The organism is Akkermansiaceae bacterium (assembly GCA_019634595.1).
Classification (GTDB): Bacteria; Verrucomicrobiota; Verrucomicrobiia; order Verrucomicrobiales; family Akkermansiaceae; genus Luteolibacter.
This window is the reverse complement of record JAHCBC010000003.1, coordinates 309802-324952: the sequence shown is the minus strand read 5'-3', so window position 1 is coordinate 324952 and position 15151 is coordinate 309802. Positions and strand designations below refer to the sequence as shown.

Sequence of the window (15151 nt, the reverse complement as noted above, 5' to 3'; positions counted from 1 at the left end):
TGACCGGTTAGCCGTTGATGATGCCAGCGGCCTTGCGGGCGCCCTCGTTCTTGAGGAGGGGGATTTCGTAGCCGGTCTCCAGCACCTGCGTGCCTTGGTGGCCGATTTTCGAGAGGGTGAGTCCGTCGAAGGCGGGGACCGCCGCGGCGACCTGCTTGAAGAGATCCTCAATGAGGAACAACGGGCTCTTTTCACCGGTGATGGCGGCGGTGAGGTCGCGGAGGATTTCCCAATCGTCGTGGGCCTGTCCCGGCAGTTCGTTGGCCCGGTTGAGGCGTTGCAGGCGGCCGCTCAGGTTCACCATCGAGCCGCGCTTTTCCGTGAAGGCCGCGGACGGCAGGACGATGTGCGCGTTTTCCGCCGTGGGGTTCGCCAGGATGTGGGACTGCACCAGCAGCTTCAGTTCCGAAAGGTCGTCGTGGGTGAAATCGGCGTCGGCGATGAGATCCTCACCGAAGACGAGGAGCGCCTTGATGGCCCCGCGGAGGACGCCCTCGCGGATGGCGGAAAGGTCGGCGTAGGGATCTTCCAGACCCAGCACCAGCTTCGCGCCGGTCGTGTTCGGGTTGCGGTCGGCGGCGACCAGCAGGGTGTCCGCATCGCCCGTGCGCGGGACGAGGGAAAGGTGGCTGGTGCCGATGGTTTCCGTGAGCTTTTTGACGAGAAACAGCTCCTCGTTCGTCATCCGGCCGGAGGCGATGACAGCCACTTCGTCGGGGGAGAGCGTCTTCAGAACGGTGGCGGCGGTGGCGTGGGCGTCCGCCCATGGGACCACTTCGTGGACGGGGCCTTGCTTCACCAGCGGCTCGGTCAGACGGGCGTCGCTGTTGATGTAGTGGAAGTTGAGGCGGTGGGAATCCGGCATCCAGTTGCTGTTCACGCCGTCGTTCTGGCGCGGAGTGATGCGGTGGATGGTGTTGCCGCGGGTCCAGACGGTGATGTTGGTGCCGGTGCCGCAGTTCACGTCGATGGTCGGCGTTTCCTTGAGGAACCAGACCCGCATCTGGAAGCGGAAGTCATTGGAAGTCAGTGCTCCGACCGGGCAGATATCCGCCGTATTGAGGGAGTAGTTGGAGTCCAGCAGGCGTCCCGGGTGGACGGTCAGGGTGGTGTGGGTGCCGCGCTGGGTGAAGCCCAGCACCGGGTCACCGGCCACCTCATCCATGAAGCGGATGCAACGGCTGCACATGATGCAGCGTTCGTCGTCCAGGCGGATGCGCGGGCCGATATCGACATTCTTCGGCTTCTTCACCTTCATGTCCACGAAGCGGGAAACGCCGCGACCGTGGTCCACGGAGTGTTCCTGCAGGCGGCACTCGCCGGCTTGGTCGCAGATCGGGCAGTCCAGCGGGTGGTTGATCAGGAGGAACTCCATCACGCCCTCGCGGCACTTCTCGACCAGCTCTCCCTGGGTGCGGATGCCCATGTTCTCGCCGACGGTGTTCGCGCAGGCGATGGCCGGGCGGGGCATCCAGCCGATGTTTTCGTAGCCGTTTTCGTCGCGCTTCGGCTCCTCACCGGGAGCGGGGCGGGGTGGCATTCCCATCTGTACCAGGCACATACGGCAGTTGCCGGGGACGGAAAGCTTCGGGTGGTAGCAGTAGTGCGGCACCAACGCGCCCACCTGGCGGCAGGCCTCGATCATCCTGGTGCCACGGGGAAACTGGTGCCATGTGCCGTTGATCTGGACATTCACCATGCCCTTTTCGGCGGCTAGGTCTTTTGGAAGCTTGATTTCCGCGGTCGCCGAAGGTGTGTCGCTCATGGCTGGTGAAAGGCACTGAATCCCGCCGGATGATCATTTCCGGCGGGTTCGCGCGCGAATATGTCAATCCGCCCATGAACGGGCAAGCGTGCTTTGTGAAATTTTTCACAAGCGGGCAATACGCGGGCAAAAAAGTTGCCCATGGCCGCCAAGGAGTTGGCGTTCTTGCCAATTCCTCTCCGGGGGCTAGGATGCTCCTATGACGGCTGGGCCGAAACATGCCCTGCTGAGCGTGGAGGATTACCTGGACGGGGAACTGCGCTCCGAGGTGAAACACGAATACCTCGGGGGGGAAGTTCATGCGATGGCTGGTGCGACCAACCGGCACAATCTGATTTCATCCAACGCACTGGGCATCTTGTTCGCAGGGCTTCGGGGAAAACCCTGTCGGGCATTCAATAGCGACACCAAAGTCAGGGTGGAGCTTTCTTCGCAGACGCGCTTTTACTACCCCGATGCTCAAGTGGTGTGCGACTTGAACTCCGGAAACGACAGTTTCCAGGAGCGCCCGGTCGTGGTTATTGAAGTTTTGAGCGATTCGACGCGCCGGGCGGATCTGTTGGAGAAGAAAGAGGCTTACTTGATGATAGCCACGCTCAAGGTGCTGATTTTCGTCGAACCGGACGAACCCCTGCTCATTGTGCACCGACGCAGGCCCGACGGAGGGTTCACCAAGGAAGAGTATTTCGGATTGGAGAAATCAGTCCCGCTGCCGGAAATCGGGACGGAACTGAAGTTGGAGGAGGTTTTCGAGGGGCTGGAGTTCTGAAGCGGAAAAAATCGACGGCCATCCCGTGATGCCGTCCCGTCACAGTCCTCCCACCAGCCGCCGCCGCGTTTCCTCATCCACCGGCTCGCACAGGCGGTAACCATCTCCATGGCTCGGGATGGTCATCAGCAGCGCGTCCCGCTCGTAGGGGGAGGGGAAGTCGAGGCCGATGAGCGCGCGGCCGATGCGTTCACCGGACTGGCGGTAGTTGAAATAGCAGAGGTTCGCGTTGCCCTGGATGCGCTGGCCGAGGAAGTCATGGAGCGCTCCCTTCCGTTCGTAGAAGTCCAGCCGCAGGAACGCGGGGTTCCTCAGCAGGTCGCTGCGCAGCGGGATGGCGCGGAAGTCGATGTCGATGGCCCCGGTGAGGTCCTGCCAGGCAAACCCGGCGGCGTCGAGTTTCGCCGGGACCCCTTCCAGGACGGCCGCATCGTCCGCGGCGATGGTGAAGGCGGGCCACGCCTCCGCTTCGTCGGTCTTCCCGTATTGGAAATCGGTGATGTTCACCCCGTCGAAGCAGGTGTCCAGCAGCTCCAGCATGGTCCCCGGGCGTTCCGGGATTCTCACCCGCAGTGTCCGGCTGATCTGGTTGGAGGCACCCTGTGACTGGGCGATGAGGCCAAGCTGGAGGAAATCCACGTTCGAGCCGGAGACAACGATGAGCACTTTCTTTCCCTTGAGCGCTTCGCGGTTCTTGATGACGGCAGCCAGACCCAGCGCGCCGGACGGCTCGGAGACGCAGCGCAGCGTTTCCCACAGCGTGCGGATGGCGTGGCTGACCTCCGTGTTGGTGACGGTCTCGATCCGGTCCAGCGTTTCGCGCAGGATCTGGAACGGGAACTCGCCCGCCTTGCGCACGGCGGTTCCGTCGCAGAACAGATCCACGTTTTCCAGCGCGACGGGCTTCCCCGCTTCCAGCGCGGCTTTCATCGACGCCTGGCCGACGCCCTCGACACCGATGATCCCGATGCCCGGCCAGTAGGTCTTCAGCCAGGTGGAAACCCCGGCCGCCATCCCGCCACCACCGATCTGGAGGTAGGCGGCGTCGAAAGGGCCGTGGCCGGAAAGGACCACTTCATCCGCGAGCGTGCCTTGCCCGGCCATCACTTTCACATCATCGTAGGCGTGGACATAGACGGCTCCGCTCTCCGCCTCATCGGCGCGTGCGGCCTGCACCGCTTCGTCATAGGAGTCCCCGGAAAGGTGAATCTCCACGAACTCCCCGCCGTGGTGGAGGACGGCGGACTGTTTCACCCGCGGGGTGGAGCGCGGCATGTAGATCCGCGCACGGATGCCCAGCGCCTTCGCCGCCAGCGCGATGCCCTGCGCGTGGTTGCCCGCGGAGGCGGTGACCACTCCCTTCGCGGCTTCCTTCGGCGTCAGCACCGCCATGCGGTTGCACGCGCCGCGCCACTTGTAGGACTTCACCGCGCACAGGTCCTCCCGCTTCACCCACACCTCGGGTCCGTCGGGAATGATGATGCGCTCGAGAGGGGTCGGCTGGCCGAAACGATAGACACGCTCCCTGGCAAAGAGCGTTTCCTGGCGGAGTTGTCGGTCGAGCGGGAGATCCTCGCGTTCCATGATGCGCGGAGTCTTGTCCGGCCCACCGGACCCGGCAAGCGTGGCGCGGCGCGAAATTCACGGATTGCCATGCCGCGTGATTCCGGAATGCTGCCGCCATGGAACATCCGAACGATCCCCTGCACGGCGTCACGCTGGAAGCCGTGCTGCGCAAGATGGTGGACCGCTACGGTTGGGAAACGCTCGCTGACCGCATCCCCATCCGCTGTTTCATGTTCGATCCCACCATCAAGTCCAGCCTCACCTTTCTGCGGAAAACCCCATGGGCGCGGAAGAAGCTGGAGGACTGGTATGTGTACGATGCGGTGCGGAAGATCGACGGGTGAAGCAAGGAGAGCAGTCGGTTTGTTACTTCTCAGCGACCCAGGAAACTTTTGGTTTCGCCCATGCTCATGGAGCGTTGTTCGCGCCAGTCCACGACGGCGGGTGGGGTATAGACACGGCGGCGGATGTCGGTTTCCGCGTCGGAGGGCTTGCCGAGGCGGTTGCCACCGGCTTCGCGGGCGGCGCTGGTGCCGTATTGATTGGTGCGGTATGCGCCAGGCAGCTTGGCGGAGGTGTTCGCCTCACGGGCACCGGAGTCCTGAAACCGGGAGCTGGTCTGGAAGCGGCTGCCGTTCGTGTCGCCGCCGAATTTCTTGCTCTCGTATTGGGTGTCCCCCCACCACGACTTCTTGGAGTAGTCGTTGGTCTTGAAGTTTTTCTTCGCGTAGTCCCCTTTGAAATGGGGGGAGTCACGGTTTTGCTCGAACGAGCTGCGCTTGTTGGAAGTGGGGAGGAAGTTGCCGTCGGCGTCCTTGGTGTAGCCGCCGTCGCGCCCGGCCATCATGTCGTTCATCCTCTCTCTCATGGGCTTGAAGCCTGTGTCACTGGAACTGGAGGAGCTGGGCCTGCCGGAGGCACCGGTGGCGGAGTCGCCGCCGCCATCGCCGCCATCGCTGGCGCAGGAGGCCAGGAAAAGCAACGGAGCCGCGAGGATGATGCGGAAGTTCCGGGAAAGTGTCATGGTGCGGAGCTGGCGAGGAGTTTCTCAAGCCGGGGGTCCGGCAGGGCACCGCGTTCCAGTCCCTGCTGGTAGTAGTTCCGCGCGTCATCGAGCTTCTTCTTCTTCACGCTGATGAGCGCGAGGTTGATGTAGGGATCGCTGAGGACAGGATCGGCGGAGATGGCTGCCTTGAAGTGGGATTCCGCCTCGCTGGTCTTGCCCTGCTCGAACTGGATGAAGCCGAGGAGCATCTGCGCCTTGTAGCTGTCCGGGGCGAGTTCGACGGAGCGGGCCACCCTTTGTTCCGCCTCCGCGGAGTTGCCCGCGCTGTGGAGCGTCAGGCCCAGCATCATGTGGGCGTAGGGGTTGGTGTCATCCAGCTCGATCGCGCGGCGGAAGGCATTGTCCGCACCGGCAAGGTCGTTCAGTTTGAGCTGGATCACGCCCAGTTTGCAGAGCGCGGAGGTGTCGCCCGGGTTGGCATCGACGACCATCTGGAAAAGCTCCTTCGCCGGGTGGTAGCGTTCCGCGGCAAAGGCGCGGGTGGCGGCGCGGTCGTAGCTTTCCAGCTCCCGTTTCAGACCCTGGGTAGCTCCCTCCACGGTGGCGCGGTCGCGGGCGAAGGGGGAGATGAATTCACCGTCCACCTGCCGGTCGGCGATGAGTTTCTGTTCCTCCGGGGAAAGCTGGATCTCCTCGCCCTCGAACATCTCGATGGCGCGGGCGACATTCTCATCCTGGCTGCCGAGCTTCTTCGCGGCCTCGACCAGGATGTCGCGGGCTTCCTTGCGGTGGTTCTGGGCGCGGATCTGGCGTTTGATGATGTCGCGCAGCATCTCGACCTCGGCGGGATCCGCGGCGACCTCGCCGCGGGCGAGCGCGCCTTCCTCGTTCTTCAGGCGGGCCTGCAGTTCCTCCAGGCGCTTCTCCTGCTTGATGCGTTCCTTGCGGAAGGCGTTGATCTGTTCCTTGGCCATGGCCAGGTCGCGGAGGGTCTCGGTCAGCTCGTCCTTGGTGGCGTTGTTGTCGAGGTCGAGACGGTCCACTTTCTCGGTCGCCTCGCGGAGCTGCTTGGCGAGACCCATGTTCTGCTCGATGAGCTGCTGGATGCGGCCCGCTTCGTTGAGTTTCAGGAGGGCGGCCATCTGGTCGCGCTCCAGCAGGAGTCCGTCGCGCTCGGTGCGCAGGTCGTTGAAGGCGGCGCGGCTCTGGTCCAGTTCCACCTGCAGCCCGGCGATGCGCTGGTTGGCCTTGTCGAGTTCGTCGCCCTTCGACTTGAGGGCCTTTTCCATGTTGTCGAGCTGGCGGCGGAGGCCGGCGACGACTTCGTTGGCCACGCCGCGTTCCTTCGTCAGGTTCCGCTCGGAGTCCACCTGCTGCTGCCGCAGATCGGCGGATTCCTTCCGGAGTCTGGACACGTCCTTTTCCAAACCGGAAATCTTGTCGAGCGCGTCACGGTGCGCGCCGTGGCTCTGTGCCAGCGCGCGGGCCATCCCCTCACGTTCCATTTCAAGACCCTCGATGCGCTTGTTGAGCGCCTTGTATTCATTCTCCGCCGGAGAGGTGGTGAGTCGTGCGCGGAGGCTTTCGACATTGGTTTCCGCGGCGCGGAGCTGCGCGGCCAGGGAGTCCCGCTGGCGTTCCAGATCCCCGACGCGGGAAGCGTTGCGGGAGGCTTCGTTCGGGTTGGAATTGGCGATCTGGTTCCGGAGGCGCTGGACTTCCTGAAGCGCTTCCGTGAGGCGGCGGTTCAGCAGCGGATCCGCGGCCAGCACGTTGGGATTCGGGTCTTCCGGTGCGGCTGGCATGGTACCGGCGCGGGCACCGCCTTCGAGCTCGGCCACGGCACCCTGGTTCTTCTTGCGCTGTTCTTCCGCCTTCGGGCGGACGCTGGCGATGGATTCGGTGGTTTTTTCCGAACGCCCGGCGACCATTTCCTTTTTCCAGTCCGGATAATAGCGGCGGACGCTTTCGAAGAACTTGCTGGCCTGGTTGAGCTTTTCGGCCGCGCCGATGAAATCGCCGTCCGCTTCCAGCTTTTCCGCTGCGCGGGTGGCCAGGTAGCCTTGGAAATAAACGTCAGAAGGGTCGAACTGGGCCGGTGCCGCCGGAGGAGGGTCCTGGGCGCGCGTCGTCTGTACGGCGAAAAACGGGATCGCCGCCGAGAAGAGGAGCACCGCTGCGAGGGATGGGGTTTTTGCCGGCCGGTGGACCATGGGAGCCGGAGGCTAGCGGGCCTCCCCGGCGGGCGCAAGGAGGATTGCGGGGTGTTAGATGCGGTGGGAAAAGGGAACGTCGAACTTCAAACGTCCAACATTGAACATCGAAGTGAAGAGAGGGGAGTACTGCTCAATGTCCGGCCGGCGGTTTTAGCCGCGTGACATGCGTCTGATGGTCTCCTCCAGCGCCTTGAGCTCGGCGGGGTCCGGCGCGGGCTCCACGCGGGCTGGGACTTTTTTGAGGTTCTTCAGCGGCTCCATTGCTTTCCGGCGGATCTCCGCGATGGCATGGCCGACTCTTTCCATCCGCCCGGCGACCATGTCTTTCTTCCAGTCCGGATGGTCGCGCTGGATGCTTTCGAAGCACTTCCTGGCCTCGTCGAGCTTTTCGGCGGCGCCGATGAAATCACCGGCCTGCTCCAGCTTCTCCGCGGCGCGGGTGGCGTTGAAGCCTTGGAAATAAACGTCGGTCGGGTCGGGCTGGGCTTCTTCTTCAGCAGCAGGTTCCTGGGCGTGTGTCGTCCCGATGGTGGAAAACGGGATCGCCAGTGAGAAAGCGAACACCGCTGCGAGGGACGGGGATTTTGCAGACCAAGGGACCATGGGATCCGTAGGCTAGCGGGCTGCCCGGCAGGGCGCAAGGAGGATTGGGGGGAGGGAACATCCAACATCGAACGTCCAACATTGAACATCGAAGTGAAGAGGGGTGGGTGGAGTGACGACAGGGAAGGAGGGTCGAGATGGCCGTCCGGCTCTTGATCTGCCATCCTTGCCCGCCCGGGTCCACCCGCCCCTCTTCACTTCGATGTTCAATGTTGGACGTTCGATGTTCGATGTTAAAAAATCCTGCGGCGTCACCCGTTCACGTGCTAAGGTCGGCCATGGACGCTTTGATTCATCATCTGGAACACGGGCAGGAGCTGTCTCCACGGGAGGTGGAGGTGGCGGCGGAGCTTTTGCTGGACGCGGGTGTGCCGGATGAAAAAAAGGGACGGCTGCTGGAGGCGCTGTCGAAGAAGGGGGAGACACCGGCGGAGATCGCGGGGTTCGTGGAGGCGTTCCTGGCGCATGCGGTCGATCCGGGCGTGGCGGACCTGGAACTGGAGGGGCCGACCATCGACGTTTGCGGGACGGGTGGGTCGAAGATGGACCTGTTCAACTTTTCCTCCACGGCCATGTTCATCGTGGCGGCGGCGGGTGGCGTGGTGCTGAAGCACGGGAACCGCGGGATCACCTCGAAAAGCGGCGGCGCGGATGTGCTGGAGGCGCTGGGGGTGCGGATCGACCTGCCGCCGGAGGGCTTCCGGAAGTGCATCCAGGAGGCGGGCGTGGGCTTCCTTTTCGCGCCGAACTATCACCCGGCGTTCAAGGCGGTCGCGCCGATCCGGAAGGAGCTGGCAGGGCGCGGGGTGAGGACCATTTTCAACATCATCGGCCCGCTGATGAATCCGGCGCGGCCGGAGTGCCAGCTGGTGGGGGTGTTCGCGCGGGAGTTCTGTCCGGCCTTCGCGGAGATCCTCCAGCGGCTGGGCCGTGACAGCGCGTGGGCGGTGCATGGCTCGGTGAGCGATGGCCGCGTGATCGATGAGGTGAGCCTGATGGGGCCGACGCGGATCTGCAAGGCGGGTGCGTACCAGGACCTGGAGGACGAGGAGATCACGCCGGAGGACTTCGGCTTCGCCCGGGTGGACCCGGAGGACCTGCGGGGCGGCGACGCGAAGGTGAACGCCGCGATCCTGGAGGCCATCCTGGAAGGCCGGGAAACGGGCGCGAAGCGGGACATGGTTTTGCTCAATTCCGGCGCGGCGCTTGCTTGTGCCGGTCTGGCGGACCACATCGGCGACGGCATCGAGTTGTCGCGGGAGGTGATCGCCAGCGGTGCCGCGCTCGACCGCCTGCGCCGCCTGCAGAAAGCCGCCGTCTGAGATCATTTTTCCGTCCCCCTCTGTTCCACCGTTCATGAAAAAAATCGTCTTCCGGGTCAACTACCACACCGTCGCTGGCCAGAGCCTGTGGGTGAGGATCTCGGTGAAGCTGGGCGACGTGGTGTTCGACCATCTGCTGCCGATGCGCTGGATCAGCGGGACGCAGTGGCAGACGGAGTGGGAGACGGGCTGGAGCACCAGCGCGGGATTCCTGCTGTTCACCTACCGCTATGTTTTCCGGCAGGAGGGGAACGGGGTGGAGCTGGAGGAATGGGGGGGGGCGCGGATGATCGGCGCGTTCGAGGATGCGGTGGTGGCGCTGGACACGTGGTGCTCCGCCGGGACGGTGGACCATGCCTATGAGACGAAGGCGTTCGATGCGGTGACCAGGCCGCGCGTGGTGGAGGACCTGGACGCCCGCGGGAACCATGATTTCCAACTGCGGATGGCGGCGGTGCCGGAGGGCATGGCGGTCTGCCTGCTGGGCGGGCCGCGGGAACTCGGTGGCTGGGATCCCGGCCGCGCGCTGGTGATGAAGGAAACCGCGCCGAACCTGTGGAAGGTGCGGGTGGGGATGCCCGCCGGTCGGGATGTGGATTACAAATATGGTCTCTATGACCTGTCGCGGGGTGCGCTGGTGGATGTGGAGCAGGGTGAGAACCGCTGGTTCCACAGCCCGGTGGTGGCGGAGAACCAGTCCACCCGGATCAGTGACGAGGCGTACCGGCGGGATGAGCGCCAGCTTTTCCGCGGAGCGGGAGTGGCGGTGCCGGTCTTTTCCCTGCGCAGCCGGGATGGACTGGGGGTGGGGGAATTCGCGGACCTGAAGCCGCTGGCGGACTGGGCCGCATCGACCGGACTGAAGATGATCCAGATCCTGCCGGTCAATGACACGACTTCCTCCCATACCTGGACGGATTCCTATCCCTACTCCGCCATCAGCGCGTTCGCACTGCACCCCATCTACCTGCGGGTGGATGCCATGGGCTTCAGCATGCCGGAGGATTTCCAACGGCGGCTGCGGGAGGCGCGGGAAAGGCTGAACGGCCTGCCGCAGGTGGACCATGAGGGGGTGATGGCGGCGAAGACGGGCCTGCTGCGGGAGACCTACGATGCGCACCGTAGTTCCATCCACGCGGATGCCGGGTTCAGGGCGTTCGTGGAGGGGAACCGCGGGTGGGTGGTGCCGTACGCGGCGTTCTGCCTGCTGCGTGACCGGAAGGGGACGGCGGAATTTTCGAAGTGGGGGGAGTGGGCGGCGTACGACGCGGCCCGGGTGGCGGAGATGGCGCGCGAGGGTGGCGGCGACTGGGATGCCATGGCGTGGCACCTGTGGCTGCAATACGAACTGGACCGCCAGCTCATGGATGCGGTGCGCCACCTGCACGGGAAGGGCGTCGCGCTGAAGGGTGACCTGCCCATCGGCATCGACCGGGAGTCCGTGGACGCGTGGTCCGCGCCGGAGCTGTATCACATGGGCGCGCAGACCGGCGCGCCGCCGGATGCGTTCGCGGTGAAGGGGCAGAACTGGGGCTTCCCGACCTATAATTGGGGGTTGATGAAACAGGACGGCTACGCCTGGTGGCGCGAGCGCTTTGCCCGCCTGAGCCGGTATTTCGACGCCTACCGCATCGACCACATCCTGGGCTTCTTCCGGATCTGGCAGGTGCCGTATGAACAGGTGGACGGCATCATGGGATGGTTCGACCCGGCGCTGGCGATCCATGCGGACGAGATCTGGGAGCGGGGCATCCCCTTCGGCAAGGAGCGGTTCTGTGAGCCGTACCTGCGGGAGGAGTCGCTGGAGGAACGCTTCGGAGCGGATGTGGAGGCGGTGAAATCCCGCTTCCTGGACGACCGGGGGAAAGGCGCGTGGCGGCTGAAGCCGGAGGTGGACACGCAGCGGAAGATCACCCTGCTGCCGGAGGACGGCCTGACCGGACGGGTGCGGGAGGCGCTGCTGGACTGCGTGAGCGACGTGCTGTTTTTCGAGGTGCCGGGGTCCGGTGGGGAGGAATACCACCCGCGCTGCGGCATGCAGCTCACCCGCAGCTACGCCGCGCTGGAGGCGGACACGAAGGCGCGGATGGAGGACCTCTACAACGACTATTTCTACCGCAGGCAGGAGGACTTCTGGCAGGCGCAGGGGTATGAGAAACTGCCCGCCATGCGCCGCGCCAGTGACATGCTGCTGTGCGGGGAGGACCTGGGCATGGTCCCCGCCTGCGTGCCGGGCGTGCTGAAGGAAACGGGCATCCTGTCGCTGGAGATCCAGCGGATGCCGAAGGCACCGGGCAGCCGGTTTTTCAATCCCGCGGACGCGCCCTACATGAGCGTGGTCAGCCCGTCCACCCACGACATGCCGACGCTGCGCGAGTGGTGGACGGAGGACCGGGAGGCGACGAAGGATTTCTCATGGGAGATGTTCGGCATCGCGTCACCACCGGAGGATCTGGATGGGGGGATGGCGGCCCGGATCATCGGCCAGCACCTGCACTCGCCCGCCATGTGGGCGGTCTTTCCGCTGCAGGACCTGCTGGCGATGGATGAGACGCTGCGCCACCCGGACGCCGCATCGGAGAGGATCAACGTGCCCGCCATCATGCCCTACTACTGGCGCTACCGCATGCACCTGGAGGTGGAGGCGCTGGCGGCGGCGGAGGGTTTCAACACGCGGCTGGGCGGGCTGGTGAGGGAGTCCGGCAGATGACCGGCGTGCGGCTCAGGCAGTGGCAGGACGGCGATCTGGAACGGTTCGCGGAAATGAACGCGGACCCGGAGGTGATGCGTTGGTTCCTGAAATCCTCCTCCGCCGCAGAATCGGAGGCGATGATGGAGCGTTTCCGCGCGGACATCGGCCGGCGGGGATGGGGAGTGTGGGCGGTGGAGGTGGACGGGGAATTCGCCGGGTTCACCGGGCTTTACGAGCCGACCTTCACGGCGGCGTTCACCCCCTGCGTGGAGATCGCCTGGCGCTTCCGTCCGGAATATTGGGGCCGGGGAATCGCCTTTGCGGCGGCCCGGCAGGCGGAGGATTTCGCGTTCGGAGAGCTGGGGTTGGCGGAACTCGTCTCCTTCACGACGGAGGGCAACCTGCGGTCCAGGCGGCTGATGGAGCGGCTGGGATTCGTGCGGAATCCGGCGGAGGATTTCCCGCATCCGCAGGTCCCGGCGGACCACCCGCTGGTCAGGCACGTGCTTTACCGGAAGGAGGGTCCGGGAACCGGCCGGGATGAATCCCAGTCCTAGCGGGGATTGGAATAAATCACGAGGGATGCCTTGACCGGTCCGGGGGGGAGATCCTAGTTTTCGCGCGGTTCGCTGCCCGCCGCAGCCAGTTTTTTTCCCCGCGCCATGAACATCCACGAATACCAGGCCAAAGAGCTTTTCGACCGTTTCTCCGTTCCAAGCCCCATCGGTGCGGTCGCCTCCACGCCGGAGGAAGCTGCGGAAGCCGCCAGGAAATTCGCCGGCGCGAAGCTGGTCATCAAGGCGCAGGTCCACGCGGGCGGACGCGGCAAGGGTCATTTCAAGAACGGCTTCCAGGGCGGTGTCCACCTCATCGACTCCCCGGAGCAGGCGGCGGAATTCGCCGGCAAGATGCTCAACGAAACGCTGGTGACCATCCAGACCGGTGATGCCGGAAAGCTGGTCCGCAAGGTGATGGTGGCGGAAGCCGTGGACATCACCCACGAATACTACCTGGCCATCCTCATGGACCGCGCCACCTCCCGTCCGGTCATCGTGGCTTCCACGGAAGGCGGCATGAGCATCGAGGACGTGGCGCACAACACCCCGGAGAAGATCATCCGCCAGTTCGTGCACCCCATCCTCGGCCTGCAGGGCTATGAGGTGCGGAAGCTGACCGCCGCGCTCGGCCTTTCCGGAGACCTCGCCAAGCAGTTCGGCAAGCTCCTTTCCAACCTCTACAAGCTCTTTGTCTCGCTCGACTGCGCGATGGTCGAGATCAACCCGCTGGTCACCACTCCGGATGGCCGCGTGCTGGCGCTGGACGCGAAGTTCGGCTTCGACGACAACGCCCTGTTCCGCCACCCGGAGATCGTCGCCATGCGCGACAAGGACGAGGAGGATCCACGCGAAGTGGCCGCCTCCGAGTATGACCTGAACTACATCGGACTGGACGGAAACATCGCCTGTCTGGTCAACGGCGCGGGTCTGGCGATGGCCACCATGGACATCATCAAGCACTACGGTGGTGATCCTGCCAACTTCCTCGACGTGGGCGGCGGCGCTTCCAAGGAGCAGGTCACGGCGGCCTTCAAGATCATCCTCGCCGACCCGAACGTGAAGGGCATCTTCATCAACATCTTCGGCGGCATCATGGACTGCAACGTCATCGCCGAAGGCGTCATCGCCGCCGCGAAGGAAACCGGTCTGCCGATCCCGCTGGTGGTCCGCCTGGAAGGCAACAACGTCGAGGCGGGCAAGGCCACCCTCGCCGCCTCCGGCCTCAACATCACCTCCGCCGACACCATGGCGGACGGCGCGGAGAAGATCGTCGCCGCGGTCGCCTGATCCGCAGAACCCTCCACCCCACCACGACCATGTCAGGCATCGGCATCAAGGAACTCGCATTCGTTGGTTATTCGGTGAACGACATCGCCGAGTCCCGCCGCTTCTACGGTGAGATCCTCGGCCTGCCGGAAGGCATGGTTTTCGACCACGAGGGCGAAGTCGGCTGGGTGGAGTACAGCGTGCCCGGTGGCGGCACGCTCGCCATCACGAAGGCGAACGACCAGTGGCAACCCAGCGAGCATGGCGGCGGCGCCTGCTTCGAGGTGGAAGACCTCGACGCCGCTGTCTCGAAAATGGAAGCCGCGGGCGTCAAGATCGCCATGCCCATCCAGGATTTCCCGATCTGCCGCATGGCCCTGATTTCGGACCCGTCCGGCAACACCATCGCCATCCACCAGAAGAAGACGAACCATCCCGAGGGTTCGCACTGAAACTTTCCAACACGCATCTCCCACTCCCGCCATGTCCATCCTCATCGACGAAAACACCAAGGTCCTGGTCCAGGGCATCACCGGCAGCTTCGGCGCCCGCCACGCGCAACTTTCCCTGGCCTATGGCACGAAGCTGGTCGCGGGCGTGACCCCCGGCAAGGGCGGGCAGAAGTTCGAGAACGTGGTGCCGATCTTTGACACCGTCTCCCAGGCCGTGCAGGAAACCGGAGCGACCGCCTCCGCCATCTTCGTCCCGCCGCCATTCGCCGCGGACGCCATCCTGGAGGCGAACGACGCCGGTGTGGACCTCATCGTCTGCATCACCGAGGGCATCCCGGTCATGGACATGATGCGCGTGAAGGAAGCCATGCGCGGCTCGAAGTCCCGCCTCATCGGCCCGAACTGCCCCGGCCTGGTCACCCCCGGCTACGGTGAGAAATCCCACGGTGGCTGCCGCATCGGCATCACCCCCAGCCAGATCTGCAAGCGCGGCAACGTCGGCGTGGTTTCCCGCTCCGGCACCCTCACCTATGAGGCCGTGTTCCAGCTCACCCAGCTCGGCTATGGCCAGAGCACGCTCGTCGGCATCGGCGGCGACCCTATCAACGGCACCTCCCACCTCGACGTGCTGGAAATGTTCAACAACGACCCGGAGACCGAGGCCATCATCCTCATCGGTGAGATCGGCGGCAACGCCGAGGTCGAGGCCGCCCGCTGGGCGAAGGACAACTGCAAGAAGCCCATCGCCGGATTCATCGCCGGAGCGACCGCACCTCCCGGACGCCGCATGGGCCACGCCGGCGCCATCGTCGGTGGTGAAGAGGACACCGCGCAGGCGAAGAAGCGCATCCTGGCCGAGTGCGGCATCGCCGTGGCGGAAACGCCGAGCGTGATGGCCAGCACCCTGCTCGAGCGCTGGGGCAAGTAAGTTCCGCAT

13 protein-coding genes are annotated in these 15151 nt (G+C 64.7%); 8 read left to right on the top strand and 5 right to left on the bottom strand.

From position 1 onward, the window contains the following. Nucleotides 1-7: 7 nt before the first annotated feature. Nucleotides 8-1765, bottom strand: a complete 1758-nt coding sequence (locus tag KF712_12040; protein ID MBX3741716.1) for a molybdopterin-dependent oxidoreductase — start codon at nt 1763-1765, stop codon at nt 8-10. Between the two features lie 199 nt (nt 1766-1964). Here KF712_12040 and KF712_12035 point away from each other — a divergent pair, with 199 nt between their 5' ends. Further along, complete coding sequence (locus KF712_12035; GenBank protein MBX3741715.1) at nt 1965-2534, top strand: Uma2 family endonuclease; 570 nt, start codon at nt 1965-1967, stop codon at nt 2532-2534. A gap of 39 nt (nt 2535-2573) precedes the next feature. Here the strand turns inward: KF712_12035 and KF712_12030 are convergent, their stop codons facing one another. Continuing rightward, nucleotides 2574-4118, bottom strand: coding sequence for a pyridoxal-phosphate dependent enzyme (locus tag KF712_12030; protein ID MBX3741714.1), 1545 nt, complete (start codon nt 4116-4118; stop codon nt 2574-2576). A 98-nt stretch (nt 4119-4216) separates the two neighbouring features. Here KF712_12030 and KF712_12025 point away from each other — a divergent pair, with 98 nt between their 5' ends. After that, nucleotides 4217-4444 (top strand): DUF2132 domain-containing protein, encoded by a 228-nt coding sequence (locus KF712_12025; GenBank protein ID MBX3741713.1) that lies wholly within the window; start codon nt 4217-4219, stop codon nt 4442-4444. A gap of 29 nt (nt 4445-4473) precedes the next feature. Here KF712_12025 and KF712_12020 read toward each other — a convergent pair whose 3' ends face one another. The 3 genes from KF712_12020 to KF712_12010 form a co-directional block, all read right to left on the bottom strand. Continuing rightward, nucleotides 4474-5124 carry a hypothetical protein gene (locus tag KF712_12020; protein MBX3741712.1) on the bottom strand — a complete coding sequence of 217 codons (651 nt, stop codon included), beginning with the start codon at nt 5122-5124 and terminating at the stop codon, nt 4474-4476. After that, complete coding sequence (locus KF712_12015) at nt 5121-7280, bottom strand: tetratricopeptide repeat protein (GenBank protein ID MBX3741711.1); 2160 nt, start codon at nt 7278-7280, stop codon at nt 5121-5123. The genes KF712_12020 and KF712_12015 overlap by 4 nt, the downstream gene beginning before the upstream one ends. Nucleotides 7281-7472: 192 nt before the next feature. Then, a complete protein-coding gene (locus KF712_12010; GenBank protein ID MBX3741710.1) occupies nt 7473-7925 on the bottom strand; it encodes a hypothetical protein in 453 nt (150 codons plus the stop codon). A gap of 278 nt (nt 7926-8203) precedes the next feature. Between KF712_12010 and trpD the strand changes: the two genes are divergently transcribed. The 6 genes from trpD to sucD all read left to right on the top strand — a co-directional run bounded on the left by trpD (nt 8204) and on the right by sucD (nt 15142). Continuing rightward, nucleotides 8204-9247 carry an anthranilate phosphoribosyltransferase gene (trpD, locus tag KF712_12005; protein MBX3741709.1) on the top strand — a complete coding sequence of 348 codons (1044 nt, stop codon included), beginning with the start codon at nt 8204-8206 and terminating at the stop codon, nt 9245-9247. A gap of 34 nt (nt 9248-9281) precedes the next feature. Continuing rightward, nucleotides 9282-11957: a 4-alpha-glucanotransferase gene (locus KF712_12000; GenBank protein MBX3741708.1), complete on the top strand. Its 2676-nt coding sequence runs from the start codon at nt 9282-9284 to the stop codon at nt 11955-11957. Further along, nucleotides 11954-12496 (top strand): GNAT family N-acetyltransferase, encoded by a 543-nt coding sequence (locus tag KF712_11995; protein MBX3741707.1) that lies wholly within the window; start codon nt 11954-11956, stop codon nt 12494-12496. The genes KF712_12000 and KF712_11995 overlap by 4 nt, the downstream gene beginning before the upstream one ends. Before the next feature lie 105 nt (nt 12497-12601). Next, nucleotides 12602-13783 carry an ADP-forming succinate--CoA ligase subunit beta gene (sucC, locus tag KF712_11990; protein MBX3741706.1) on the top strand — a complete coding sequence of 394 codons (1182 nt, stop codon included), beginning with the start codon at nt 12602-12604 and terminating at the stop codon, nt 13781-13783. A 29-nt stretch (nt 13784-13812) separates the two neighbouring features. Beyond that, nucleotides 13813-14214 carry a VOC family protein gene (locus KF712_11985; protein ID MBX3741705.1) on the top strand — a complete coding sequence of 134 codons (402 nt, stop codon included), beginning with the start codon at nt 13813-13815 and terminating at the stop codon, nt 14212-14214. A 31-nt stretch (nt 14215-14245) separates the two neighbouring features. After that, a complete protein-coding gene (sucD, locus tag KF712_11980) occupies nt 14246-15142 on the top strand; it encodes a succinate--CoA ligase subunit alpha (protein MBX3741704.1) in 897 nt (298 codons plus the stop codon). The last annotated feature ends 9 nt before the right edge of the window (nt 15143-15151 follow it).